Here is a 24,782-nt window from a genome sequence, read left to right on the forward strand (position 1 = left end):
TGTTTTTTATTCAGATGCCAGATTGATTTTATTAACCAGATACTCTTTTCCAACAATTTCAGAACAGGTTACGACTGCACCGATAGTGACACCTAAAACGCCATGCATGTTGATACCCTGCCCCGTTAAGTATAAATTATCCAATTTGGTTTTTGATGCAATAAAAGTTTTCATTGGATTATTAGAGTCTTTTACATAACCATACATATTGCCATTATGTCCTCCAATGTAATCACGATAGGATAGTGGGGTAGAAGTATGTACAGATTTGATGCAATCTTTAATTCCAGGAAATTTTATTTCGATTTCTTCTAAAAAACGAGCAGCTTTTCTGGATTTAAATTCTTCATAGCTTTCGCCGCGATCGTTTTCTTCGGCAGTAGTATTAAAAGTATTTACCCATGGTAATAAATCATCATACTTCATGTAAGTGATAAAAGTCATTCCATCTGCCCATTCTTCTATATTTTTAGAGGCATTCATTGAAGCCATATATGCTTTTGGCCATGAATTTTCATCGTATTCATGAGCATTCCAAACGTCATTACTATTCTTAAAATGATAATAATTATGATTGATATATTTGAAGGTTTTAGGTTTAAAAACAATATAAAGGCTAAAAGCAGAAATCACTCCTTCAAGACTCTGGATCCTGCTATAAAAAGATTTTCTGAAATTTTCTTCACCTACCATTTTCAAGGTAGTTTTAGGTTCAATGTTCGATATAAAATAAGTTCCAAAAACTTCAGTTCCGTCTTTCATTTTGGCAGAGATCACTTTGTTATCTTCGACACTAAAATGGGTAACTTCCTTATATTTATAAAATTCACCACCATGTTTTTTAAGCTGTTTTAAAAGCTGTTTTGTGATCTGGCTTCCTCCGTTTATGCATCGCCATGAACTCTGTATATAAGAATTTACAGAAAGTGCATGAACATAAAAAGGTGATTTATCAGCAATTCCGGCATATAAAAAATTTGATCCGGCCAAAACCGCTTTTAGTTTTTCATTTTGGGTAAACTGGTCAATTGTTTCTTTAGCGTTTAATGTCAGTATTTCACTATCATATTTTCCTTCCCATTGTAAGTTGTATAACGGGAATGAATCGCACGTTGATTTAACTTTTTCGCAATAATTTTCAATAGCTTTTTTTTCCTCGGGGAAATGTTTTGCTAATTGATTTACAAAATTTTCATATCCCTGAGCATGCGGATATTCTTTGTTTTCATCTTCAAATGAGATAACATCAAAAGCATCTTCGTCCATTTTTTTTAAATTTAAATGATCGATAATGCCAATGTACTTAAAGTATTTGTACAAATTTTGCCCTTCGCTTAATCCACCAATATAATGAATTCCGGTATCAAAAATGGTTTTGTCCCGTACAAAAGTCTGAAGATTTCCACCATACTGATTGTTTTTTTCGAGTACGCATACACTATAGCCTTCTTTGGCTAAAATAATTGCCGATACTAATCCGCCCAAACCACTGCCTACAATTACAACGTCATAATGATTTTTCATTCTAATTTTTCTTTAATATGACTATTGAATTTTCTTCTAAAACACATTCAAAACCTAAGTTAATCAAAGTGGTTTTTAAACTTTGACAATTTACTAAAATAACACAGGAAGATACAGAAATGATTTTTTCAATATCATTATTATAATTTTCTTCCGAAATCAAAATAACATCATATTGGTTTTGAATAGCTGTTTCCAGATTTTCCTGATAATAAATTTTTCTTTTTGTAACGAAATAATTGTTTTTTGCAACAGATGTTTTTTCTTCATCTGAATTATAAGAATATATTTTTCGTTGGGGTTGCTGTAAAGCCAATAATACATCTAATTGCCCATAATCATTAGACAAATGTAATATTTTCGCTTTAGCCGAAATGTGCTTGTTTAAATGGTAATAAATTTCCAGGTGTGTTTTTAAATTGCTTTTTATACTATTTATAATTTCTGCTTCTTTGTAATCATAACTGTTTATAAGCATTTTTTTGAAATATTCCGGACCTTCTAATTCTTCACGGACTTTTTGAAATTCGATTTTAAAAAACGAACTCAATTGTTTGGTTCTTTCCGTATAATTTTTTCCGTACGAAAGATTATCAGGTGCAATTCTTTCCAAAACAGAAACAGTAAGATTGGTGTCATGAATTACAAAATCACCTTTTGGAATTGCTTCAGATGCACCGTGAATAACCAAAGGAAGAATATCTAAATTAAACTGTTCAGCAAGATAAAAAGCACCTTTATGAAAGCGTTTAATCTCATTACTTTCTGAACGGGTTCCTTCCGGAAAAATCATTAATGAATATCCTTCGTTTATTTTTTGACGTAAATGTTCAACCCCGCCTTCAAGACCTTCTGAAACAGGATAAAATCCTGCTTTTCTAACCGTAGCGCCAAAAATAGGGGAGTTGTAAACCCAGTCATTTACTAAAAAAATAATGTTTGGGCTTAGCATTCCGCATATTAAAATGTCTAGAAATGAAGAATGATTTGCAATTATAATAGCCGGTTTTTCAAAGTTCTCATTAAAGGGATTAATGACTTTTTTATGAAGAAACGGATTTGAATATAATACTGATTTCATGAATTTAGAAATCGCATATCGGAATCCTTTCATTTTTGTTTTTTCATTAAGGGGAATAATCGGCATAATGATTAAACTAAAAATTGACATTAAAACACCACCAAATCCATAATAGAAAAAAGAGAGTATACCGTGAAGAAAGGTTCTTAATTGAAATGGAGCATTCCCGTTTTTTGGGCGGTTTGAAATGAATAATTTAAAAAGAATCGGATAGAAGATAAAGGTAATAATGAGTGCGGCAAAAACTCCAATTAAGGATACAGATGAAATAGATTTTAATGCCGGATGCTCTGCAAAAATCATGGCACCAATTCCTAAAATGGTAGTAATTACTGCTAAAATTATAGAGGTTCTGTAAATTGCAATTTCGTTTTTTCCGGTTGTATATTCTTTTTGTAGTGCGCTCGTCATGAAAATGCTAAAATCGACCCCGTGGCCAAAAATAAGCGTGCAGACAATCATGCTGAAAATATTCATCTGAATATCAAAAATGCCCATTATACCTGTTGTCACAATTCCTGTTAAGGCAATAGGAATACAGCTTACAATAACCAGTTCTATTCTTCGGAAAAAGAAAAATAAAATCAGGATCACGGCAATAAACGAATAATTTATAAGAGAATTGAAATCAGTTTTTAAAGTGCTGAAAAACGTTTCATTCATCTGCTGACGATCGATAGCAATCAGATTTTTTTTAGTTTCAGCCATCTTTACAAAAGCGTCACGTTGTTTTGGAGCTACTTTTACTAAAGTTGAAATCGTGAAAAAACCATTTTTTTCGGTTACGAATTCATGCAGTTGCAGCGCTTGAATTTTTAGATAATCAGCTGCTGAAATCGGTTTGAAATTAAAATCTAAATGGTCAAAAAACGTACTATATGTTGTAGGTTTAAATCCTAATTTTGAACCTTCGGAAATTAAATTGGATTTTAAGAGTTGTTTTTTATTACTATCCCAAAAAGAATTCCATTTTTCAATTTTCTGTTGCTGTTCTTTTTGCGAAAGCATAATTCCGCCAATTGAACTAAAGTTTAATATTTTTTGCTGTTCTTTTGCTGCAGACAAATCTGAAAAAAGGCGGCTGTTGTTTTGCAGAACTTCTTCCATACTTTTTCCGTACGAAGCAACATATATTGTTTTTGATGTTAAGCTGGTGCTTTCTTCCAGCTCTTTTTCTGCAGCTTTTATTTCTTTCGGAACAAAATTAAGCTGTGACAAATCGTTATTGAAGCCAACATTATTATAAGTAAAACAGCAGATAATCGTAATGAGAACACAAAAACCGATTAGGAATTTATTATTATGAAATGAAAAATGCGCCAGCTTGTCGATTACATTTTTCTTGTATTCAAAATTATTTTCTTTCGGTTTGTATAAATGCGGAACAATTAAGAGGGAGAAAAATGCAGAAGCCATAACAATTACAGCAGCAAAAATCCCTAAGTCATTAAGCGCTTCCGATTTCACAAATAGCAAACATAAAAATGCGACAGCCGTAGTCGAACTGCTCATAATCAAAGGCATAGTGATGTCTTTGTATAACGTTTTTACATCACTGTTGTGTTTGTAATGCGTAAGGATATGAATGGAATAATCAATCGTAATTCCTAATAAAACTGAACCAATTCCTAGGGAAATTGCGGAAATTTGTTCTTTTACAAAAAATAAAAAAGCAATAGCAAACAGAGCTCCAAAAACGGTAGGAATAAAAATGATTAATGGGATTAATATTTTTCTGTAGAATAAAATCAGGATCAACATTAAAGTGATCATCGCGATTGTTGTCGTCAGGATAATATCGCTTTTAATTTGGTTGGCATTGGCAACAGCTATCAAAGCTGAACCAAAATAACTAATTGAAGTTTTTGCTTTGAATTTCTGATTTAGATTGTCCTGAATTGATTTTAGCTTTGCAGCAAAAACAGTATTTTTTTCAGTTTCGCTCGATGGGAGATTTGATGTAATAAAAAGTAGTAATTTCTTTTTGTCTTTGGTCATCACGTATCCATTATCAAGGGTAAAGTCATCACCAACATTTAGTTGTTGCAATTTCTTTAAAGCGATAAAAGAAATCCCAAGCGGATCCTCCAAAATGAAATCTTTGGTCAAAAATCCAGAAGGCGAGATAATCGATTTATAATTTCCCTGAACGGTTGCTACAATACTATCTTTATTGAGTTTGTTTTGTATAGCGGCATAATCTTTATTGTCAAGGAATAATGGGAGATTGTTGTACACAAAATCTATTGTTTCCTGGATGTTTTCTTCGTCAACCTTTCCTTGAATTCCAGTTATATATGGCTTACATGATTTAGAAACACTATCTGAAAAAATGGCAGCCATTTCTTTTAAATCTTCACTGGTTCCGTTTTTTTCTAACTTGAAAATAACCGTAATTTTATCTGCAAAATTAAGTTGTTTAAGCACTTTTGCAGTAACATCAGATTTGTCGTTTGTTGGAATAAGCTTTGTAATATCTTCCTCAAATTTAATTTTAGAAGCAAAAAATCCCAAGACAAAAAGCATCAGAACAGCCAATAAAACCGAAAGGGATTTTCTTCGGTTAACAAATAAATGAATGGCGTAAAAATAGTGATGCATGTTTATTTTTTATTTTTAGTTGAATTAAAAAAGGTTAAAAGTAAATAACTCAAAAAACCTATAGTTAGTGAAGAAACGGTTGCTAAAATAAGACTTCCAACGATATATTGTGTAGCATTTTGCTGAATGTCGTCAAGTGTAAGTGAACTGTCTAAAACCAAAGTGGTTTTATTGGATACAAAATAACTTCCCATTTTTAAAGAACCATAAATAATAAATGGAATAAAAGGTGGAAAACTAACATTTGAAGAGAGATAAGCAATGACTTTATTGAGTCTGAGTAAGGTGGCAAATGATAAAAGTAATACGGTTTGAAATCCCCAAAATGGAGATATACCGATAAAAATACCTAATGCAATTGCAGCCGCTTTTTTGAAATTAGAATCGTTGCTTTCTAAAATATCTTCAAGAAAAAACTTTTTAAAACCTTTTTTTTTTGCTTTCCGAAAAAAGTCTCTGGGCTTGATATACAAAAGCGAATTTAGAACCAGAACAGTATTTAGAATACTGATTCTGGTAAAATCTTTAAAAGGGCGAAAATGTGAAACACGTTCAGCAGGATCATATAAAATCTCGATTGCAATATTTTTTACCAAAACACCTTTCCATGCAGAACGAACAATAACTTCAATCTCAAACTCAAATTTATTGGTATAAAATTGTTTCGGCAATAATTGTAAAGGGTATAATCTGTAACCCGATTGCGTATCATCAAGTTTAATTCCGGTTTCAAATTGAAACCAAAAATTTGAAAATTTATTTCCAAAACTACTTTTTTTTGGTACGTTTTCCTGTGTCATATTCCTGCTGCCAATCAATAAAGAATTCGGTTCTTTTTGAATTTCAGCAATAAAATTTGGTATATCAGAAGCAAAATGCTGACCGTCAGAATCTATTGTAATGGCATATTCAAAACCTGTTTCAATCGCTTTTCGAAAACCGTTTCTCAAGGCTCTTCCTTTTCCTAAGTTTTCAGGATGATGAATTTGTATCAGATGAGAATATGATTTTAAAATTTCACTCGTCTCATCAGTAGAACCGTCATTAACAATTATTACATTTAAAGTGTAATCTAAAACGGAATCCAGTACTCTTTTTAACGTTTTGTGATTGTTGTATGTTGGAACAATCACACAAAAATGCGTTAAACTTAGTAGCTCCTGCTGTAATAAAATAGGTTTCATGGGTTGTGTTTTCTTTATCTACTTCACCAATTGTCTCTCTTTTTCAGAGAAACTTTTAGATTGTAATATAAAGTTTTTAAGATATTCTTTTAAAGAGTTACTTTGCTCATCATAATGTTCAGTTATGAATTTTTTATCTTCTTTAATATTTTTTTTATAACCCGTAATACCAGGTACATTTTCCTGAATGCTCAATCGGATCATTCTGATTTCGATATTGTTGGGTTCACTTTTTACAGTAGATTCAAGAAGTTTGGCACCTTCTTTAAAGCGTTCCATTTTTGCGCCTAATTTTTTTTCAAATTTAGAATCCAGCAAAATCGAAGCGGCTTTGTAAGCTACCAAAATTTTGTCATCATTGCCAGATATTCCGGCAAGTTTGTCTAAAAATTCTTTAGCATTGGTTTCTGATTTTGAAACGTCTGTATACATTTTGCGAATGGAAGCCAAGTCAGGATTTCCTGCAAAATTGAACCATAGGATAAATGTCAGTAGTAGTTTCATAATTATATCTTTTTATACACGTTGCTTAGTTTCAAAGCAACGGTGTCGTTAAAATAAGTAGTGTTTTTTACTTTTACCAAATCATCTTCGGTAGTTACAATATCAAGTTCTAAACGCAATTCCGGAGTAACCTCTGGATTAATAAGTGCCATGAACTTTACATTAGCAAGTGTTTGAATTACCAAATTGGCTTTTGTAATAGTCTCAGTAAGTTCTTTAATAATCTGAATCATGCAAACGCCAGGCATAATTGGATTTCCAGGAAAATGACCTTTGAAAACTTCGTGTTTTTCGTTGACCAAAATCGTAAAATTGTACTTAGAATCTCCTGTTTTTTCTTCTGAAAGTATTTTGTAAAAATCTTTTAAAACCATATTTTTTTATTTACCAAAGGCATACGAAACACCCAGTTGAAAATTCACATTTGTATTATAATCTCCAAACAAATAATCGCTGTTATCATTGCTGCTGTAATAATCACTGTCTATAACATCGATTAAACCTTTTTTGATACGAGCTTCAATTGTTAATCCGGTCAAAGGCACTTTATAACCAAAACCAACAACGAGAGTTAAATCAGCATCAGACTTTTCATAGCGTAAATTATCTCTTGTTCTAAAATCCAGAGTTGGACCAGCCTGAACCTGAAAACCATTAAAAGTGAATTTATTGATCATCGCAATCGAAACATAATCAATGTCTAAATTTTTTGATTCCACAATTTGTTCGCCATCATTAGTGTAGCCAACAAAAGTTTTAACGTTATTAGAACCCTGTCTGCTATATGTAATTTCAGGTTGTAACGCATAAATCCGGGTTAATTTAATTTCACCAAACCCTCCAATATAAAAATCACTTTTATAGGAAGAACGTGTATTTGAAAACGTTGAAAAAGCAGCTCCGGCTCTTAGACCTGGTTTAAATGTTACCTGAGCATTTATTGAATTTATGAATAAAATAAAAACGATGGCAATTAATTTTTTCATGTATCTTATCTTCCTTTAAATGTATAACTAATACCAATCTGCAGTACCTGATTTAAAATAACTTCATCATAATTTCCGTTATTATTATCATCATAAACACCATCATAACCGTAAATATCAATAAAACCTTGTTTAATTCTTGCTTCAAATGTTAATCCGTTTGGTAACGTATATCCAACGCCTCCAACTAGCGCCAGGTCAAAACCTTCAGGATTAGAATTGATGTAATTATCATCAATTTTGAAGTCTAAAGATGGCCCTGCTAATACGTGAAATCCGCTTCCGTTAAAGTTAAATTTAGCAACGGCTCCAACTGTTATATAATTTAGCTCATAATTTATATTTCTATAACTACCATTCTCCAAATATGTTCCTTTATCGCCTTGTCTTGAATACGATAATTCAGGCTGTAGCGAAAAATACTTATTGAACTTGATGTTGACTAATCCTCCAAGATAAAAATCTGTTTTGGTACTATTGTCGTCAATATTGGTTAGTGTAGAAAAGTTTAAACCGCCTCTGACTCCCGGACTTACTTTTATCTGTGCCTGTGCTGTTATTAGACCTATAAATAAAACGAATGCAATTAGGATTGATTTTCTCATTTTTAATTGTTTCAAAGTTTATTAGTGATTTTAAATTTCTGATTTTAAATAATTTAACGTGATTTCCAACTTAATATTTTGATGAATAATCTGAATTTTTTCTGCAAAAATATTGTTTTCTGAACTAAAAAGAACAGTAAATTTTTCTTTTGTTTGAGATGAGTGAATCACTTTTTCTAACTTTTGGTCTTTCTTGGTCAGAAACAGGTAATTATCACGGTTTTTATCTGCCGATTTGTAAATGTTAAAAAAATCGTTTTCAAATTGTTCCTGAATCAAATATTTGTTTTTAAGAAGCAGTCTGAAATCTTCTTCTAAAGTATTTATTAGAATTTTACGATCTAATTCTGACACAATTGAATTTACTTTAAAAGTTGTTTCGGAAATTTCAAAATCAAACAATTTGTTACCAAACTCTGTTGTAAAAACAATCCGGTGTGTTGTATCATTTATTTTTTTGGCAATGAAAATTCCAGACAATTCATTTCCGTAAACCGTGATATTGGTTTTGTATACATAATCCGTTTTTGAATCTGAGAAATAAGGAACCTCGTAGGATGTTTTGTCTAATTTTTTTGGTGTATAATTTTTTGTGACGGAGCCACAGGAAAATAAAACAACTGCCAAAAGGCTGTTAATTACTAAATACTGAATCGTCGATTTTTGCATTGATCACTTTATTTTTAAGTACAATTCGGGTATAATCATCTGATGATTCCAATAGTTTTACTTGTACGACTGTAGCTTCTTCTTTATCAAAAGTAAGTTCAATCTGTTTGATGTATTTCTTAAGCGTTGCATCTTTTGGAATAAATTTCGCCAGATTTTGTCCTTTCACTTTAAAGTACGAAATCGTAAATTCTTTGTCATCAAACATATTGCCACTTACGCTTCCCACAATTAGTTTATTGATTCGGCCAAAGATTTTGCTGTTTCCAATATCAACCGAACTTTTTTTTCCTTCATCGTTAATCAGGATTTTACCGTTTTTAAAAACGATACTGTAATTGTATGGTTTTTTGTATTGCCATTGAAGCAAATAAGGTTCTTTAAAAATCATTTTTCCGGAGGTTTCAATGTCTTTCGATAAAAAATCCAAATGTTTGTACTGAATAAAATCGGTACTCAAAGTTTTGATTTTTTTGGAAACAATATTTACATCTTCTTTAAATGAAGCTATTTCGGCAGCAGTCATTTTTTGCTCTTGTGCAAAAATAGAAATACTAAAAATGTTTAGGAAAAAAAGAAATATATATAATTTAGTTTTCATAAGCTTTAAGGTTCAAAAGTTCTTCTACAGAAACCACTTTATAATGGTTTTGTTGTAAAAATTGCAAAAACTGTTCCAATACCAAGACAGAGTGCGAAGCCGTGTCGTGCAAAAGTACAATTCCGCCGGGAGAAACTCGTTTTATTATTCGGTTGAAAATTAATTTTTTATTTTTTGTACCGCCATCAAGTGAACGTATATTCCAGCCAATAACTTTGTGTCCGGTTATTTTTAAAGCCCTCCGAATTGAAGGGGTGGTAACTCCGTAGGGTGGACGAAAAAAGTTAATTTTTTTTGAAGTTAATTTTTCTAAAAGCGTATCTGTTTTTTGAATTTCTTCTATAATTTTTTTCGCATTATAAAAATCAAAAAAAGGAGAATGTCCGTAGGAATGATTTCCAGTCAAATGACCTTCGTCTATAATTTGTTTTACAATTTCAGGATACATTTCAATATTTTTTCCGATGCAAAAAAATGTCGCTTTTACATTATATTTTTTAAGAAGATCAAGAATTTCTAAAGTATAAATGCCCGGTCCGTCATCAAATGTAAGGGCAATTTTTTTCTCCTTTTCTAAAGCATTCCTGCAAAAAGCTTTTACATGATAGTTTGATGCTATTAGAGATGAACCGACAATATTAAATACAAACCAAATGGAAACAATAATAGCAAACCACCAAAAATTAATTGCTGTATAAAGGTTCAGAAGAAGCAATAAAAGCAATAAAAAAATAAAAAATAGTGAGATGTTTTTATGCGTTATCATTTTGAGATTAACGTAAAACTATGATTTTTTCCGTTTAATTGATTGTATAACAAAATAGTATTATAAGCAGGTTTTTCAACTGAATTGACTTTTATAATTTCTGGAATTTCCTGTGTTTTTATAATTTTTGAGGCCATCCATAATGCAAAAGCCGAAGCCGTATCGTATTCGCCGCTTAAATGTTTATAATATAAAACAGGTGTTTGTGCAAAAGCATTTTCGGCAAGATTTTTATAATAAATTTCAAAATCGACATTCCCATCAAATCCTAAAACCAAAGCATCAATATCTGAAATTTCCAGCTTATTTGCTTTTAGAAAAGATTTTATTTCTGTTTCAATTTCGTTTTCTTCCAACGTATTTATGATAGTAACATCGAGAAGTTTTGCGTATGTATTTTCTTTTCTTTCATTTTCCAAAACAAAAAAGCTGGCGCCTTCTCCGTAAATTGCACCGCTTGTTTCAGAATTTAAAACGGCATAAGACTCATAAGTATCTTTTTTAATTCGTCCGTTTAATTTAAAAAGAGCTGTTGTATAATCGCCATTTTCATCAACTCCGCCTACCAAAATTGAATTGGCTTCGTCTCCTTCGATTTGCATTTTAGCATCAATTAAGGCCGATTCAAAAGAAACAGCTCCGTTTACATAGGTAAAATTATAACCTTTGCATTGCTGTAAAAGTGCAATTTGTGCGCCAACGGTATTGTGTGTTGATTGAATGAAGGAAGTAGGGGTTAGAAACTCTTCGTTATTATCCAGAATGTTTTTCAGAAATTTTTCAGAATCTTCAATACAGCCCAAACCTGTTCCGGTAATAATGGCATCAACATTTTCGATATTCGCATCTTTCATAGCCAAAGCCGAAGCTACGATTCCGTTTTTTACGCCTTTTGCCATTCTTCTGCTGGCTGCCGGTGAAATAAAATCTTTGTAAGCCGGAGAAACTATTTTAAGAACATTTTCGTTGTTATCATGTATGGCCTCTTCTAAAAAAACAGTATCAAATGTTTTTTGAGTCGAAATGCAACCTATTCCATTTATATATGTTTTCATTCGCTTTTAGAAAATATAAGAGTTGAACAATTTCCACCAAAACCGAAAGAGTTGGATAAAACGTGTTCGATATTTTTGTTTTTTAAAATAGTTTGTGGTTTCAGATCAAACTCCTCCATTGGAGTTTCGAAATTCAAATTAGGATAAACGATATTATTTTGAATCGCCAAAACACTGTAAACGGCTTCAATTGCTGCTGCTGCTGCTAAAGTGTGACCCGTAAAGGGCTTTGTAGAACTAAAATCGGGAATTTTTTCATTTTCATAAATTCGGAGTAAAGCTCTTCCTTCAGATAAATCATTGTTTGGCGTTGCGGTTCCGTGAACGTTGATATAATCAATTTGAGAAGGTTTTAAACCCGAAATTTCAAAGGCTTTTTTCATTGCCAGATACGCACCATCGCCGTTTTCTGATGAAGCAGTTTGATGAAAAGCATCGTTTGCATTTCCGTAACCAGAAACGCGGGCCAAAACTTTTTTGTTTTGTCTCAGTACTACATCATCTGATTCTAAAACCAGATAGGCAGCAGCTTCACCCAAATTTAAACCTTTACGGTTATTATCAAAAGGCTTGTTGTAATCATCAGATAAAATCATCAAAGTTTTGAATCCATTAATGGTAAATTTTGCCAAAGCATCAGTTCCACCAACAATAACACGATCCAGTTTTCCGGTTTTGATTAATCGGGCACCTAACATAATTGCATTTGCTGCAGATGAACAAGCTGTACTTATCGTTGTGACCATTCCTTTTAAACCTAACTCCTGAGCAATTTTATCTGCAACATCGCCGCCATCGTTACAACTAATGTATTTTATAAGTTCAGGATGTTTGAAATAATCGTAATAATGTTTTTCAGTCATATCCATTCCGCCAACACTGGTAGCCGAAATAAGTCCTGTTCTAAATTCATTTATCGATGTAATTCCGGCCTCTTTTACAGCTTGTTTGGCCGCAAAAACACCAATCATAGCTGTTCTTGAAAAATTATTATCAGGTAAAAGTTTCAATTCATTGACCAATTCATCGTTGGTATTTTTAATTTCTCCAACTTTAATACTATCGGCATGAACGGTCGAAATATTTTGGATTCGGGAAATACCAATTTTATTTTCGATTAGCGAAATATAATTTTCTTCGACTGAATTTCCAATCGAAGAGATAATTCCCATTCCGGTTATTGCGACACCTTTCATTTTTTGAATTCTTAGAGTATTAGACATTAGACTTCTTAGATTTTTGGACTTGTTTGGATTGTTATTTTTTTAGCTTAGACAGTTTTGTCTAAACAGCTTAAAAATCTAAGCAAGTTTTAAGAGTCTATTTTGTTCTGTTTGCGCTAATGTAAGCAGCCATTGTTTCAATTGACTGGAAAATGGACTTTCCTTCTTTTGGGTCAACTAATTTGATTCCGTAATCTTTGTCTAAAATTACGATCAGTTCAAGTGCGTCAATTGAGTCTAAACCTAAACCGTCTCCAAACAAAGGATCGTTATCAGCAATATCTTCAATTGCTATATCTTCAAGATTTAAAGTTGTAATAATTTTATTTTTTAATTCTGCTTTTAATGCTTCCATGATTATTTATTGTATAAAGTATTGATCGTTTCGTTTGTATATTTTGTGTTTTCTTTACCACTTATGGTGCAAAGAAAAGCTTTGTAATTGTCATTAAAAAATTCAACCCATCCGCAAAGCACCGTATCTGCTTTGTTTGAATTTAGAAGAATGTTCGAATAATTCGACATAAATTCAGGATTAAAGGCCTCAAATATAAAGAAAGAATTTTCACTTTTCAGCTGATGGCGGATACTTATTTCGCCCAGACAAATATTTGGGAGCGTATAGACAAAAACTGCCGGACTCGGAAAGTAGTTTTCTTTGTCTGAAATCGATTCCTGATATTTCACATCCGTATCTAAACTTGATGATTTATTGGCCAAAACCAAAGCGATATTGTTTTCTGCTTCAGAAGAAGTTATTGGACTCAAAAGCAACTCTGCACCTAAAAAAGCCAATTTGCTCAAAGCATCCATTTTGAAAAACTTTGGATATTGCATTTCAAAATTACGATAAGCTTGTTTAGAGAAATCGCCAAAATCGGTTGGTTCTGTTTTGAATATCGTTTCTCCGTCCAAAACAATTTCGTTGTTTTCGATTTTGATATAAGAATGTATGTAGGTGTTTTGAGTCATTTTTGAAAAAAGTATTATCAGGAATTATTTTTTTTTAAAATTCCTGTTGCAAGTGAGCCATCTGTCAAAGTAGCTCTGTAAACATAACTTCCATCACTAAGAATATCGATAATTTCGACATAGATTTTTCTGCCAATAAAAAAATCCAGCCTTTTATTGCTGCCTGTTAAATAGGTTAAAATATAATTTGTGTCATTTGGCCACTCAATTTTGAATTTAGAGGTTTGCTTTTGATTTTTTTCTATCTGAAATTCATCATTACGTATAATTGTGATTTCAGGAAAAGAACCGTCTACATATTTATAACTGCCTTTTCTTAATTCGTAACATTTGGAAATTTTTGAAGAGTCGAGTTTGTTATTTTCATATTTTGGATTAATAAATATAAAATTATAATCATGACACTCATTTCTTTGTTCGCTATCCGGAGAGAAATAAATGTTTTTAAGATCATCTATAACCTCTTTTATTTTCTCTTTATTTTTATAAGTTGTTTTTTCAGGAATAATAGCTACGGAACTTACATTTCCAAAATTATCTACACAATAGTTAACAGACAAAATTTCAACATTTTTTGAATCATCAACAAAATATTGTCTTTGTATTTCATCAGCGTTTTTTTTGCATCCAACAAAAGAGATAATCGAGAAAAAGAGTACTATAAAGTTTAGTGTTTTTGTCATTTACATTATTTTTTCAAAGATTACCGCCGTATTACAACCGCCAAATCCGGAAGCTGTTTTCAAAAAGAAATGAATAGTTGCCTCTTCATTTTTTTCAATCAAATTAATAGTTTCGCTTACGCCAATTTCATCAAAACCTTTTGATTCAAAAAGCATATTTCGATTTGCGGATTCTATCGCAATAACCGTTTCCAATAATCCTGAAGCACCTAATGTGTGTCCGTAAAAACCTTTTAAACTATTTATTGGAACGTTTTGTAAATCTAAACGATTTAAAGCAATAGCTTCCATTTCGTCGTTATAAGGCGTTGCGGTTCCGTGTGCAGAAATATAATCTAATTTGTTGGCTTCAATTTGTGCTTCTTTCAAAGCATTCTGAATACTTCTGAACAAACCTTCTCCCGTTCTTGACGGACCCGAAATATGATTGGCATCGTTTATCGAACTGTCTCCAATGATTTTTATTTTAGTGTTTTTGGCTTCCGCCGAAATTAAAACAGCAGCGACTGCTTCGCCTAAACTAACTCCGGTTCTGTTTTTAGAATACGGTTTGCAAGGCAGTTCGCTCATTGCCTGAAATGCATTAAAACCCGACAAAACAAATTCTGAAACTTCGTCGCCGGCGACTACAAAAATGGTATCATAAAGTTCAGACTGAATCATTCTTTTGGCGACCGAAACAGCTAAAATTCCGGAAACGCAGGCATTGGAAACGACTATTGGCTGCGTTTTAAACTTGAAGAAATTGGCAATATTTTTTGCCAGAACATCTAAATGCGCATTGTTAAAACTGTCACCAGAATTGTCTTTTAAAGCCGTAACATTTCCTTTTGTGGTTGAAAGTATAAGAGCAGTTTTCGAATTTAATTCGACTCCTGAATTTTTGATAATCGGCTCTAAAGCGAGAATCATCATTTTTTCTAAACGGGAATATTTTGTTTCAGAACTGATTTCCGCGAAAGCGTTATTTATATTTTCATCACTGATAATCGAAGCATAAAATGAATTTGGCATCAAAGAAACGTCACTATGAAGCTGAATTCCGGAATCACTGCGCAATATTGCTTCAATGTTGGAGTCAACATCAAATCCTAAAGGCGTGATACAATTGGTTTCGTTGATATATATTTCTCTTGTCATTTTGTTGCTTTCCTGCAAGGTTTTTAGAAACCTTGTGGTATACTTTTAAATTTTAATTTAATGCTATGTAGTTATTACAGATTATTTTTTGGATTTGACTGGTTCATAATAATTCTCTATAACAAGTTAAGCGGCACAACATAACTAGCTGCATAGAGAAGATTTTTCTTTTCTTCTTTTAAGTTTTCGAACGCCTTTTTATACCAATTAGGGTCGAACGGATTATTACCCCAATCTTCTACAACAATTACATCATAAAATTCCTCATCAAACCATGGCTCGATGCCATTAACGCCAAGATTTAAATCTTCAATTCTATCTAATATTATTTTAAAATCGTCTTCTAAAAAATACTTTATAGATTCAGAATCGAATCCAGAATTTTGATTCTCAAGACCAAAAAAAACATTTCGATTTAAATAATCAAGTTTTTTGTCATTTTCCTCCTTATTAGCTTTACACTTTTGAAACTTTTCAATATCGGATTTCGCTTTACGACCATATTTTCTCGCATAAAATGCTCCTATTAATATTACTATTATAAATAAGATTTGTTGTGTCATTTTTCTCAATACCTACAAGATTTTGAAAATCCAGAAGATGGGTTAGACTATTTTATTTTTAATTCGTGCTAATTCGTGTTTTATTTTAACAATCCTACTTTTCGTTTCCATTCCTCATAAAAAGGAGGATTTGTCAACATTAAATTTCCGTCTTTATCTAAAAAAACCTGAATGGTTTCTCCTGTACAAGCCACTTCTCCTTGGGCATCAATAATTTTAAATCGGTAAATCATTTTGGCAGCGGGTGTATCTACTACCGTTGTTTCAATCGTTACCACATCGCCATAGCGCAAGGACAATTTGTGTTCGCATTTCGATTTTACAATTGGAGTAGTGTAACCCGTATTACCAATATCTAAATAGGTAAGTCCGTGCTGGCGTCCGAAAGCTTCGCGTCCATCTTCGAAATAGGTAATATAATTGCCGTGCCAGACAATCCCAAGCGGATCAGTTTCGTTAAAACGAATTCTGATTTCGTGCGAAACAGTTAAGTCTGTGGCTTCGTTATACTGTTCTTTTCTTTTTGTCATAATATAGGGCAATGGAAGTTGTGATTATAAAGAACAAAAATAACAAACTTATTTTTGGAATGATTTCAAAGAAAGAAACGTTACGCAATAAAACATCATAAAAAGCTTCGAGTCCCCAATTCATAGGAGATGATTTGGCGATAATCTGCATGATTTTCGGCATCGCAAAAACGGGAACCCAAACACCGCCAATGGCAGCCAGGATAATTACACTGGTAGCACCAAATGGGGCCGATTGTTCCTGAGTGCCTGCAATGGTTCCCAATAATATTCCGAATCCAATAGCAGCAAATCCTGAAAATAAAGCGACAACACTCATTAAAAATAAATGTCCTTCAATATTCAGCGAAGGCAGACCAATGTGAGGAAATAAAAATATCGCAACTGCCACCATCATATAAAACTGAATCATACAAATAACTAAATAGGTGACCGTTTTGCCCATAATGACAACCAGATTAGAAACCGGATTGGTCAGTAAACGTACAAATGTTCCTTGTGATTTTTCTTTTACGATATTGATGGAAAGCGGAATCACAATAAAAAATATTGCAAAAAGTGTCCATGCCGGAACATTGTGCTGAACCGAATTGGGCAATATTTCTTTGTTGTTAATTCTCGGAATTATTTCTTTGAACGTAATAAAACTCTTTTGTTCAAATTGTGCATTTTCTTCTCCAAACTGATTTTGAAAGGCCGTATAAATCGATTTGGTTTCGATCTGTGAAATCATTTTGTCAATCGAACTCATCACCGAATTTTTGAAACTCAGCTGAACGGCCGGATCAAAATATAATTTTACTTCTTTTTGCTGAATTACTTTTGAAGGCTGAGGTGCTGTAACAGCATCTGAAAACCCCATTTTGCTCACAATATTTTGTACATTCTGGTCGATTTTTGCCTGCAAATCGGCACTTAGATTTTTGGGTATAACAATTGCCAGCTGAAACTTTCCTTTATAAACATTTTCCCTTGCCATTGCTTCCGTAATGGGTTTGTTGTCAATTTGCGTGACAACGCTGAAAAATTTGTTTTTTTGCAGGTTTTCAAAAACGGTTTTTGAAACGCTGCCTTTATCCTGATCGACTAATAAAATAGGAATTTTATTTTCGGTTGCGGCTTTAAAAGTACTGTCCTGAATAAGGGTTACGGTAATTACCAATACCAAAGGCATGACAAACAATATGATTAAGCCGCCTAAATCCCTTTTCAGTAAAAGAAATTCCTTAACGATTGACATCCAGATTTTATATATCATCTCTCAGGGCTTTACCGGTTAATGAAATAAAAACATCTTCGAGATTTCGTGCATCTTTTACAGATTCAATTAACGCCAGTGGAGTATCTTGGGCGTAAATCTGTCCCTGATCTAAAATCGCAATATCAGAACAGAAATCTTCGGCTTCAGCCAAATGATGTGAGGTATAAATAATCGTTGTGCCGTTTTGGTTTAATATTTTTAAATAATCTATGATAGCATTTTTAGACTGAACGTCAACTCCAACCGTTGGTTCATCCAGAAACAATACCTTCGGATTGTGCAGGATTCCGGCAATCAGATTCACGCGGCGTTTCATTCCGCCAGAGAACGTCTGAACCTGTTTGTCGGCAAATTTCAACAAACCTAAAAGATCTAAAGTTTCGATTACCTTATCTTTTAAATCAGTTCCTTTCAAACCGTACATGCTTCCAAAATAATGCAGATTTTCTCTGGCAGTCAGTGTAGGATATAAAGCATATTCCTGTGGTACAACCCCGATTATTTTTTTAATTTTTGAAGAATGGCTGCTGTAGTTCAGATCATTAATAGTGAAATTACCCGAAGTGGGTTTTATCAAACCGCAGAGCATCGAAATTAAAGTCGTTTTTCCAGCGCCATTTGGCCCTAATAATCCGAAAATCTGACCTTCATTTATGAGCATCGAAACTTCGTTCAAAGAATACATTTCTGCATCTTTATACTTTTTCGAAAGGGATTCTATTTTTATAATGGGATTCAAAATATAATTAGCTAACTGCTTTTTTTAGTTTTTTGAAAAAGATTTCTTCGCGATTTGCGATGTCCAAAAGCTCATCGGCAATAACGTTGTACGCATCTTCTTTGGCGCTTCTGTTTTTGTAAATACGGGAAGCTTCTACGGCAAAATCTCTCCAGGAATCGCCAATCTGAGTCATTTCTTTCGAAAGATTTTTTAATTCTTCATTACCCAAAACAACCGAAGCTTCTTGTAAAAATGCTGCATAAATAAATCGGAAACCACCGCCTCCGGTACCAATTTCTTCCTGCATGCGAACTATTTGTGCCAAATAATGATTTGCTTTTTTGACACCATGTTTTACAGGCCATTTCCTGATTTGGCGAGAAACAAATTTAATACCGCGAACACCCACAATTGGCATAGGTGCCAGCATATATCGACAGGTATTTTGGATTCCTTTAATAATTGCACTTTTCAAATCAACTTCTTTTGGAATCTGAATTGGATAATACATCTGGCCTCTTGGAGCAAATGCTCCTTTGGCAAAACGCACTTTATCCAGTTCGTCATGTTTTAAAGTAGTCACGGTTTCCATCACCGGATCGCTGATTAGATAATCGGTTTCGGTTTTTCCGTAAACGACTAGATTGTGTGCGTTGAAATGAAAGCGGTATTCATCAGGAAAATAGCTCAAATGATACACACCTACTTGTAATCCGGTTGGGATATTGTTTTTAAGATTTTCTTCCAAAGCTTTATTGGCAGAGCTTACCGAAGAAAATTTTTGTCTTTTTATTTTTAGATTTAAACGATTGGCAACTTTATTAAAAATCTGTCCCGGCAAAGTACGGTAACTGATGGCAGGCGCATGATTGACTTTTAAGAAAGGCAGATAAACGAAAATAAGCCCGGAACCAATTCCAAAAACCATGGGTTCGCTAATATGGAGTCCTTTGTTTTTTAACAGGTTTGAAGCTACTCCGTTTTCACAATGAGCAGATTGGTGATGTGTAAAAGTAACTTGCATTAATCTGTTTTTATATTTTTTAATTCGGCTATTGAGATCTCAAAAGCATCGGCATATTTCTGTAAAATTTTATCGTTCAGTTTAGCAAAAACAGCGGGTTTAAAATGTCTTTTTACACGCCATTTCCACATTTCTACATAACCCGCAAGGATAGAAAGATCCATTTTGTTAAGTTCCATATAATAGCAAATAGGACTTATTTCGCCCTTTAGTACTTTCTGTTTTGCTTCTTCGGCACGTTCTTTTATATCATCAATCGCGTTAGAAAGTGCAATAGCTTTTGGTTCCCAGCCTGTGCTCAGGGCTGTGGTGTAATTGCCGTTTTCATCTGTAGCATAAACGAGTTCCCGTAGATCCTTTTTGCTTAAATTTCCATCGTGCTGCGGGACATTTTCTTTTTCCATGACGGTTTAATTTTTCAATTTAGCTTATATTGCTGCAGAAATTGTTTTTTGAATAAACAAATTAATTTCGCATTCTAAAAGTATTTTGTCTTTGAGCATGCTTTGGCAACTCATTGTGCATAAAGTATAATCGTCGCCAACAAATTTTGAAACCAGGGTAGCTTTGGTAGTTATGGTATCGCCAACTTTTGGTAGCGAATAGATTTTCAGATTTTTTAAGGCGCTGATAAAACCAATAACATTTACATATTGGTTTTCTGTTCCGTCTTCATCAAAAAAGTATTTTTTGCCTACAATTGACGAACATGTTTGTGCTGTATTTTCGATTAAACCTGCTTCAACAAAAATGTTTTTGTCGACAAAAATATTGTCTTCTTTGATTAAGAATATGGTTGATACAAAGTTGGTGTCGATATCTAAAATCAAATCAACCATCAGCATTGGAGCTCGATGAGGCAAGTAATTTTGGATGTCAATTCCGACTTTCATAATCTATATTATTTAGCTAAAACGGTTTTCATTTGTCCGCTTGCAATTTCTTCATTATTTAAAAAAGTCACAATGTTAACAAGAGTGATTCCGGCAAACTCCTGTAAAATCGAAACTGTCGATTGAATTGTATCGTTGATTTGGGGTAACTTTTTAATTTCAATATCTTTAATTGAACCGATATAGCCAGTTGGTCCAATTTCATTTTTCAAAAAAAACGTATAACCGGTATGCAGCGCCACTGACTGTGCCATATGTTCAATTAGACCTGATTCTAAAAAAGTGGTATCTTTTAAAAAGATATTATCTTTTTGAATATTCAAACCAGCAATCAAGGATGTTTCAGAATAAGAAATCATACGATCTACCATTACAAAAGGAAACTTTTGTGGTAATAGATTTTCGACAGCTTCTTTTTCTAAAAGTAAAGTTGTTTCCATTAGCAAACCGTTAAATACGCATACGCAAAAGAGAATCTTCCGCTTTCAGGAACTGATAAAAGAATACGATCTCCTTTTTTTAATTTTCCTGAATACAATAATTCTTCAAGTGCAATATAAATCGAAGCAGAACCAACGTTTCCAACCCTTAAAAGATTCATAAACCATTTTTCATCGGTAAGAACAATTCCTTTTTCATTTAATCCATTTTTCAATCCTTCAACAAAAAAGTTAGAAGAAACATGTGGTAAAAAATAATCAACCTGTTCTGCTGTAATATTATTTTTTTCCATAGCATGGCTCATACTTTCAACCCCCTTTGGTAAAATAAATTCGTCCAGCAATTTTACGTCCTGTTTAACTGCAAATACAGATTCGTTTAACCATTGTTCTGGGGTGAAGTCACTCCATGGTTTTATTTCTCCATTAGCTAATTTATCACCCCCGGCATACATACACGTTTCAAGTTCGTATGCATATGAATAAGATTCCATCCATTCAATTTTTAATGAGACAGCACCTTCGCGTGGTTTATTTTCTAATAGAAAAGCTCCGGCGCCATCAGATAGCATCCAGCGTAAAAAATCTTTTTTGAAAGCAATAATTGGCTGTTCTTCAAGATTTTTTAAATTGATGATTTCGTGATTGTATTTTTGGGCAGCAAGCCATGTCGAAACTTTTTCGGATCCGGTACAGATTGCATTTTTAGAATTTCCTGATTTTACCGAAAGATAGCCAAACTTTAAGGCGTTCATACCAGAGCAGCAAATTCCCGACGAAGAATTCAACTCAACCGATTTATTTTTTAATAAACCATGAACCATAGCGGCATGAGAAGGGGCCAGAACATCTGGTGATGAAGTACCGCAAGAAAGGACTTCCAAATCCTGAGGTGTAAAATTGTCATCAAACAATTGTACAACAGCGTTTCGGGTTAGTTCCGTATTGTTATGTGTACTGTTTCCATTTTTATCAACAGCATAATAACGAGTGGCAATTTTATTATTGCGCAAAATAATACGTCTTGCTTTTGAAGCAGTATCATTTATTAGTCCTAAATAGTTTTCCATTTCATCATTCGAAACGGCTTCATTTGGCAAATACTTTGCAGCTTTTGTAATATATACTTCAAACATAATTTAAATTAGGATTCTAAACTCCTTGATAATATTGGGTTTGTCTTTTTATGGTTTTTAGTTTAAAAGGATAGGTAATGAGGTGCAATATATATACTATTGGCGAGATTACCCATATTGCTAAGAATAAATAAATATAAAATATTTTAAGAAGTCGCTTTCTGTTGTTTTGATTTTTAAAAATGAATTTAGACCATTTTTTAAAAATTTTATTTGCAGTTTTGTCAACTTTAATTAAATATGAACTAATTCTAACAGCGCCCAAAGCTACCAATTTTGGCTGTAAATTAACTAAATTATTTTGGTTAAATTCTGAAAGTATTGCTTCTCCGAATTTTGTTGATTCCTGAATATCTTTTTCAGACACGCCAGGTAATGGAAAGAAGCCTAAATATTTTTTCTTTACACCTGAAAACATCCATTCAATAATAGTAATAACACTAATTAAGTTTCCAACACGATCTACCAAAGCTATATTTCCTACCAATTGGGCATTTGCCTGTTGCAATAACACCTTAATTTTTTCCTGAGCCATAATCCACATGTTGCGGGATCCGTTAATAGTAACTATAGGAGTATTGTTTAAGATTTTTTTGCCTTCATTACTTTTTAAAAATGAATTCATTGGAATGGATGGTGATAAATACCAAACCTGATAGTGCAGCAAAATCAAATCAAATTTTGTGTTTAGAATTTCTTCAGAAACGGGTTTTAATGTTGTGGGAATTTGTAGAAATGTTTCAGGAAAAGCATCAAAAAAGGAAGTTTTGTCCCAAGGAAACGGAAATGGTTTTTCTAATTGTATTTCATGAAAAGTAACTTTTATTTCTTCGGAATCTAAAAATGGCTTTGCAATGTTTTTTGCAATAGATTTTAATTGTCCGGATTGCGAATAATAAATAACGAGAACATTTTTCATTAGGCTGGCTGCTTTGGTAGATGGCAAAAGTAAGTATTTTTTTTAAACGAATTTTCGTATTTTATCAGTTCGTTTGGTATGAATCCAATCTGGCCAGGTTGTTCTGTCTTCGGCATCATAAATACGTATTTTTTGGTTCTCATCTTCAATTAGTAAATCATCTGAGGTACATTTTAAAATGGAGGCTGCTGCCGCAAGTCCTGAATAAGTTGCTCCTGTAACGCCATGTGATAAGGTACATGCGCCACAAAGATGTAAATTTTCTATTTCAGATTTGTTTTTATATGAAAATGGTCCAACCTGATTTAAGGTTTTTTCAGTACCGTAGACATTTCCATTGGTCGAATTAATGTAAAATTCATTTGTTTTTGGAGTTCCTAATTCAGCCTGAATGACATGTTTTTTTGCATCAGGAATAATTTTCTCTACATTGTTCATTAATTTTTCAGTAACTTTTTCTTTAAACGCAATGTACTCCTCATTGTGATAATCTTCTGTATCTGAAAAATTAGGGATATGTTCGTAATTGACATACGTTACAATTTCGAAATTATGATAGCGCCCGTTAAAACTTGGCGGATCTTTGAGTGTTGTACAACTCATAAACAGTGCTGGGAAAGAATCCCCATCAGCAATAGTGTCGCTCATTAAATCCTCAAAATTTGCATCGTCATTTTCATCTTTCATGACCCACATATTTCCGGAATCAATCCCGTAGCGTGTTACATCTAAGTCCAGCGTTAAAAATAAAATTAGGGAAGTAACTGAATATTTTGTTTTTTGCAGTTTTTTCAGCAGCGAATTGCTTAAGTATTCCTTGCCAATCAACTTAAGATAGGTAATTGACGGATCAGCATTTGAAATAATATTTTTTGCAAAAATCTGATGTCCGTTTTCTAATTGTACACCAATTGCTTTATTATTTTCAATTATTATTTTTTTTACATTTTGCTCGACCCTTACTTCGCCTCCATGTCTTTTTATTCCGTTAGTCATGGCTTTTACAATTCCGCCGCCACCGCCCATTGGGTAAAATCCGCCATCAAAATAATGACTCATTACTGAACAATGTACAGGAAAGCAGGCTCTGTTTGGCGAAAGTCCATGATCGCCACACTGAATATTTAAAACAGCTTTTAGCATTGGATTTTTTATATGCCAGCCGATAACTTTTTTTAAGGGGAAAAGGGCAAATTTTCCAAAGTGTTTGGTTCGAAAAGGAACGGTTATTTTCTGCCACCAGCCTTTTAATTTGGGAATTAGCTGAAGTTCATAACTTACCCTTTCTACTAATGTAAGATATTCATTGATATTTTTTTTTTCTGAAGGGAAATGTGCCGAAAGCGTTTCTTTGAGGTTATCTATTCCTGCAGGCAAATCGAAAGTTTTATCACCTATCAGGCAATGTTCAAAAGCATTTTTGTTCATTCTGAAAAACACCATATCATTGGCAATTCCCAGACCACGATAAAGTTTGTTTGTTGATTGCCCTTCATCCAGAAGTCCAACATAATGTACTCCCGGACTAAAACGTTGTCCTTTTAGTGTAAAACTATGACTCCACCCTCCAGGTACATAATGTTGTTCGAGAACTAAAACTTTTTGTCCTGCTCTTGCCAGGCAAATTGCAGTTCCTAAACCACCAACACCAGAACCAATAATAACCGAGTCAAATTCTTCCATACATTATTTTAAGTTTAC

At 33.0% G+C, this 24,782-nt stretch carries 27 protein-coding genes; all 27 read right to left on the reverse strand.

Translation table 11 applies throughout. The annotated features are described in order from the left end of the window. Window positions 1-6 precede the first annotated feature (6 nt). The 27 genes from BXU10_RS07405 to BXU10_RS07535 all read right to left on the reverse strand — a co-directional run bounded on the left by BXU10_RS07405 (window position 7) and on the right by BXU10_RS07535 (window position 24,764). Window positions 7-1,524 carry an NAD(P)/FAD-dependent oxidoreductase gene (locus BXU10_RS07405; protein ID WP_078226791.1) on the reverse strand — a complete coding sequence of 506 codons (1,518 nt, stop codon included), beginning with the start codon at window positions 1,522-1,524 and terminating at the stop codon, window positions 7-9. Window position 1,525: 1 nt separating this feature from the next. Further along, window positions 1,526-5,206, reverse strand: a complete 3,681-nt coding sequence (locus BXU10_RS07410) for a 1-acyl-sn-glycerol-3-phosphate acyltransferase (protein ID WP_078226792.1) — start codon at window positions 5,204-5,206, stop codon at window positions 1,526-1,528. A 2-nt stretch (window positions 5,207-5,208) separates the two neighbouring features. Beyond that, a complete protein-coding gene (locus BXU10_RS07415; RefSeq protein WP_078226793.1) occupies window positions 5,209-6,390 on the reverse strand; it encodes a DUF2062 domain-containing protein in 1,182 nt (393 codons plus the stop codon). 18 nt (window positions 6,391-6,408) lie between these two features. Next, on the reverse strand, window positions 6,409-6,894 hold the full coding sequence (locus tag BXU10_RS07420; RefSeq protein WP_078226794.1) for a hypothetical protein: 486 nt from the start codon (window positions 6,892-6,894) through the stop codon (window positions 6,409-6,411). Between the two features lie 2 nt (window positions 6,895-6,896). Then, on the reverse strand, window positions 6,897-7,268 hold the full coding sequence (locus BXU10_RS07425; RefSeq protein WP_078226795.1) for a 3-hydroxyacyl-ACP dehydratase: 372 nt from the start codon (window positions 7,266-7,268) through the stop codon (window positions 6,897-6,899). Between the two features lie 6 nt (window positions 7,269-7,274). After that, a complete protein-coding gene (locus tag BXU10_RS07430; protein ID WP_078226796.1) occupies window positions 7,275-7,880 on the reverse strand; it encodes an outer membrane beta-barrel protein in 606 nt (201 codons plus the stop codon). Between the two features lie 5 nt (window positions 7,881-7,885). After that, entirely contained in the window at window positions 7,886-8,485 is a 600-nt protein-coding gene (locus BXU10_RS07435; protein ID WP_078226797.1) for a porin family protein, read from the reverse strand. A 30-nt stretch (window positions 8,486-8,515) separates the two neighbouring features. Then, the gene (locus BXU10_RS07440) at window positions 8,516-9,154 is read right to left on the reverse strand and encodes a hypothetical protein (RefSeq protein ID WP_078226798.1); all 639 of its coding nucleotides are present in this window, start codon (window positions 9,152-9,154) and stop codon (window positions 8,516-8,518) included. Next, entirely contained in the window at window positions 9,120-9,755 is a 636-nt protein-coding gene (locus tag BXU10_RS07445; protein ID WP_078226799.1) for an outer membrane lipoprotein carrier protein LolA, read from the reverse strand. The genes BXU10_RS07440 and BXU10_RS07445 overlap by 35 nt, the downstream gene beginning before the upstream one ends. Then, window positions 9,745-10,521: a polysaccharide deacetylase family protein gene (locus tag BXU10_RS07450; RefSeq protein WP_078226800.1), complete on the reverse strand. Its 777-nt coding sequence runs from the start codon at window positions 10,519-10,521 to the stop codon at window positions 9,745-9,747. Before BXU10_RS07450 ends, BXU10_RS07445 begins: the two co-directional genes overlap by 11 nt. Further along, window positions 10,518-11,576 (reverse strand): beta-ketoacyl synthase N-terminal-like domain-containing protein, encoded by a 1,059-nt coding sequence (locus BXU10_RS07455; protein WP_078226801.1) that lies wholly within the window; start codon window positions 11,574-11,576, stop codon window positions 10,518-10,520. Before BXU10_RS07455 ends, BXU10_RS07450 begins: the two co-directional genes overlap by 4 nt. After that, entirely contained in the window at window positions 11,573-12,772 is a 1,200-nt protein-coding gene (locus BXU10_RS07460; RefSeq protein WP_078226802.1) for a beta-ketoacyl-[acyl-carrier-protein] synthase family protein, read from the reverse strand. Before BXU10_RS07460 ends, BXU10_RS07455 begins: the two co-directional genes overlap by 4 nt. Window positions 12,773-12,896: 124 nt before the next feature. After that, window positions 12,897-13,154, reverse strand: coding sequence for a phosphopantetheine-binding protein (locus tag BXU10_RS07465; RefSeq protein WP_078226803.1), 258 nt, complete (start codon window positions 13,152-13,154; stop codon window positions 12,897-12,899). 2 nt (window positions 13,155-13,156) lie between these two features. Next, on the reverse strand, window positions 13,157-13,771 hold the full coding sequence (locus BXU10_RS07470; protein ID WP_078226804.1) for a 3-oxoacyl-ACP synthase: 615 nt from the start codon (window positions 13,769-13,771) through the stop codon (window positions 13,157-13,159). Window positions 13,772-13,788: 17 nt separating this feature from the next. Next, window positions 13,789-14,454: a hypothetical protein gene (locus BXU10_RS07475; protein ID WP_078226805.1), complete on the reverse strand. Its 666-nt coding sequence runs from the start codon at window positions 14,452-14,454 to the stop codon at window positions 13,789-13,791. Further along, window positions 14,455-15,594 carry a beta-ketoacyl synthase N-terminal-like domain-containing protein gene (locus BXU10_RS07480; RefSeq protein ID WP_078226806.1) on the reverse strand — a complete coding sequence of 380 codons (1,140 nt, stop codon included), beginning with the start codon at window positions 15,592-15,594 and terminating at the stop codon, window positions 14,455-14,457. It abuts the gene before it with no gap. Window positions 15,595-15,710: 116 nt separating this feature from the next. Then, window positions 15,711-16,157 (reverse strand): hypothetical protein, encoded by a 447-nt coding sequence (locus BXU10_RS07485; protein ID WP_078226807.1) that lies wholly within the window; start codon window positions 16,155-16,157, stop codon window positions 15,711-15,713. Between the two features lie 80 nt (window positions 16,158-16,237). Then, window positions 16,238-16,687: a thioesterase family protein gene (locus BXU10_RS07490; RefSeq protein ID WP_078226808.1), complete on the reverse strand. Its 450-nt coding sequence runs from the start codon at window positions 16,685-16,687 to the stop codon at window positions 16,238-16,240. After that, window positions 16,662-17,945, reverse strand: coding sequence for an ABC transporter permease (locus BXU10_RS07495; RefSeq protein WP_078226809.1), 1,284 nt, complete (start codon window positions 17,943-17,945; stop codon window positions 16,662-16,664). The genes BXU10_RS07490 and BXU10_RS07495 overlap by 26 nt, the downstream gene beginning before the upstream one ends. Then, entirely contained in the window at window positions 17,935-18,633 is a 699-nt protein-coding gene (locus tag BXU10_RS07500; RefSeq protein WP_078227938.1) for an ABC transporter ATP-binding protein, read from the reverse strand. Before BXU10_RS07500 ends, BXU10_RS07495 begins: the two co-directional genes overlap by 11 nt. A gap of 61 nt (window positions 18,634-18,694) precedes the next feature. Next, window positions 18,695-19,693: a BtrH N-terminal domain-containing protein gene (locus BXU10_RS07505; protein ID WP_078226810.1), complete on the reverse strand. Its 999-nt coding sequence runs from the start codon at window positions 19,691-19,693 to the stop codon at window positions 18,695-18,697. Beyond that, a complete protein-coding gene (locus tag BXU10_RS07510) occupies window positions 19,693-20,097 on the reverse strand; it encodes a hypothetical protein (RefSeq protein ID WP_078226811.1) in 405 nt (134 codons plus the stop codon). Before BXU10_RS07510 ends, BXU10_RS07505 begins: the two co-directional genes overlap by 1 nt. 24 nt (window positions 20,098-20,121) lie before the next feature. Beyond that, complete coding sequence (locus BXU10_RS07515; RefSeq protein WP_078226812.1) at window positions 20,122-20,586, reverse strand: ABC transporter permease; 465 nt, start codon at window positions 20,584-20,586, stop codon at window positions 20,122-20,124. A gap of 8 nt (window positions 20,587-20,594) precedes the next feature. Then, window positions 20,595-21,026: a hypothetical protein gene (locus BXU10_RS07520; protein WP_078226813.1), complete on the reverse strand. Its 432-nt coding sequence runs from the start codon at window positions 21,024-21,026 to the stop codon at window positions 20,595-20,597. Then, complete coding sequence (locus BXU10_RS07525) at window positions 21,026-22,162, reverse strand: beta-ketoacyl-ACP synthase III (protein WP_078226814.1); 1,137 nt, start codon at window positions 22,160-22,162, stop codon at window positions 21,026-21,028. Before BXU10_RS07525 ends, BXU10_RS07520 begins: the two co-directional genes overlap by 1 nt. Window positions 22,163-22,178: 16 nt before the next feature. After that, window positions 22,179-23,081, reverse strand: coding sequence for a hypothetical protein (locus BXU10_RS07530; RefSeq protein WP_078226815.1), 903 nt, complete (start codon window positions 23,079-23,081; stop codon window positions 22,179-22,181). Window positions 23,082-23,123: 42 nt separating this feature from the next. Then, window positions 23,124-24,764: an NAD(P)/FAD-dependent oxidoreductase gene (locus tag BXU10_RS07535; protein WP_078226816.1), complete on the reverse strand. Its 1,641-nt coding sequence runs from the start codon at window positions 24,762-24,764 to the stop codon at window positions 23,124-23,126. Window positions 24,765-24,782 lie beyond the last annotated feature (18 nt).

This window comes from Flavobacterium sp. LM4 (genome assembly GCF_002017935.1).
GTDB classification, from domain to species: domain Bacteria; phylum Bacteroidota; class Bacteroidia; order Flavobacteriales; family Flavobacteriaceae; genus Flavobacterium; species Flavobacterium chungangense.

Coding starts and splice junctions, on each gene's coding strand:
- BXU10_RS07450 (WP_078226800.1), bottom strand. CDS start 10,521: ATGATAACGCATAAAAACATCTCACTATTTTTTATTTTTTTATTGCTT.
- BXU10_RS07510 (WP_078226811.1), bottom strand. CDS start 20,097: ATGGAAAAAGAAAATGTCCCGCAGCACGATGGAAATTTAAGCAAAAAG.
- BXU10_RS07530 (WP_078226815.1), bottom strand. CDS start 23,081: ATGAAAAATGTTCTCGTTATTTATTATTCGCAATCCGGACAATTAAAA.
- BXU10_RS07460 (WP_078226802.1), bottom strand. CDS start 12,772: ATGAAAGGTGTCGCAATAACCGGAATGGGAATTATCTCTTCGATTGGA.
- BXU10_RS07455 (WP_078226801.1), bottom strand. CDS start 11,576: ATGAAAACATATATAAATGGAATAGGTTGCATTTCGACTCAAAAAACA.
- BXU10_RS07475 (WP_078226805.1), bottom strand. CDS start 14,454: ATGACAAAAACACTAAACTTTATAGTACTCTTTTTCTCGATTATCTCT.
- BXU10_RS07500 (WP_078227938.1), bottom strand. CDS start 18,633: ATGTATTCTTTGAACGAAGTTTCGATGCTCATAAATGAAGGTCAGATT.
- BXU10_RS07490 (WP_078226808.1), bottom strand. CDS start 16,687: ATGACAAAAAGAAAAGAACAGTATAACGAAGCCACAGACTTAACTGTT.
- BXU10_RS07485 (WP_078226807.1), bottom strand. CDS start 16,157: ATGACACAACAAATCTTATTTATAATAGTAATATTAATAGGAGCATTT.
- BXU10_RS07525 (WP_078226814.1), bottom strand. CDS start 22,162: ATGTTTGAAGTATATATTACAAAAGCTGCAAAGTATTTGCCAAATGAA.
- BXU10_RS07520 (WP_078226813.1), bottom strand. CDS start 21,026: ATGGAAACAACTTTACTTTTAGAAAAAGAAGCTGTCGAAAATCTATTA.
- BXU10_RS07465 (WP_078226803.1), bottom strand. CDS start 13,154: ATGGAAGCATTAAAAGCAGAATTAAAAAATAAAATTATTACAACTTTA.
- BXU10_RS07415 (WP_078226793.1), bottom strand. CDS start 6,390: ATGAAACCTATTTTATTACAGCAGGAGCTACTAAGTTTAACGCATTTT.
- BXU10_RS07505 (WP_078226810.1), bottom strand. CDS start 19,693: ATGCAAGTTACTTTTACACATCACCAATCTGCTCATTGTGAAAACGGA.
- BXU10_RS07480 (WP_078226806.1), bottom strand. CDS start 15,594: ATGACAAGAGAAATATATATCAACGAAACCAATTGTATCACGCCTTTA.
- BXU10_RS07535 (WP_078226816.1), bottom strand. CDS start 24,764: ATGGAAGAATTTGACTCGGTTATTATTGGTTCTGGTGTTGGTGGTTTA.
- BXU10_RS07420 (WP_078226794.1), bottom strand. CDS start 6,894: ATGAAACTACTACTGACATTTATCCTATGGTTCAATTTTGCAGGAAAT.
- BXU10_RS07445 (WP_078226799.1), bottom strand. CDS start 9,755: ATGAAAACTAAATTATATATATTTCTTTTTTTCCTAAACATTTTTAGT.
- BXU10_RS07425 (WP_078226795.1), bottom strand. CDS start 7,268: ATGGTTTTAAAAGATTTTTACAAAATACTTTCAGAAGAAAAAACAGGA.
- BXU10_RS07495 (WP_078226809.1), bottom strand. CDS start 17,945: ATGATATATAAAATCTGGATGTCAATCGTTAAGGAATTTCTTTTACTG.
- BXU10_RS07410 (WP_078226792.1), bottom strand. CDS start 5,206: ATGCATCACTATTTTTACGCCATTCATTTATTTGTTAACCGAAGAAAA.
- BXU10_RS07470 (WP_078226804.1), bottom strand. CDS start 13,771: ATGACTCAAAACACCTACATACATTCTTATATCAAAATCGAAAACAAC.
- BXU10_RS07405 (WP_078226791.1), bottom strand. CDS start 1,524: ATGAAAAATCATTATGACGTTGTAATTGTAGGCAGTGGTTTGGGCGGA.
- BXU10_RS07430 (WP_078226796.1), bottom strand. CDS start 7,880: ATGAAAAAATTAATTGCCATCGTTTTTATTTTATTCATAAATTCAATA.
- BXU10_RS07440 (WP_078226798.1), bottom strand. CDS start 9,154: ATGCAAAAATCGACGATTCAGTATTTAGTAATTAACAGCCTTTTGGCA.
- BXU10_RS07435 (WP_078226797.1), bottom strand. CDS start 8,485: ATGAGAAAATCAATCCTAATTGCATTCGTTTTATTTATAGGTCTAATA.
- BXU10_RS07515 (WP_078226812.1), bottom strand. CDS start 20,586: ATGAAAGTCGGAATTGACATCCAAAATTACTTGCCTCATCGAGCTCCA.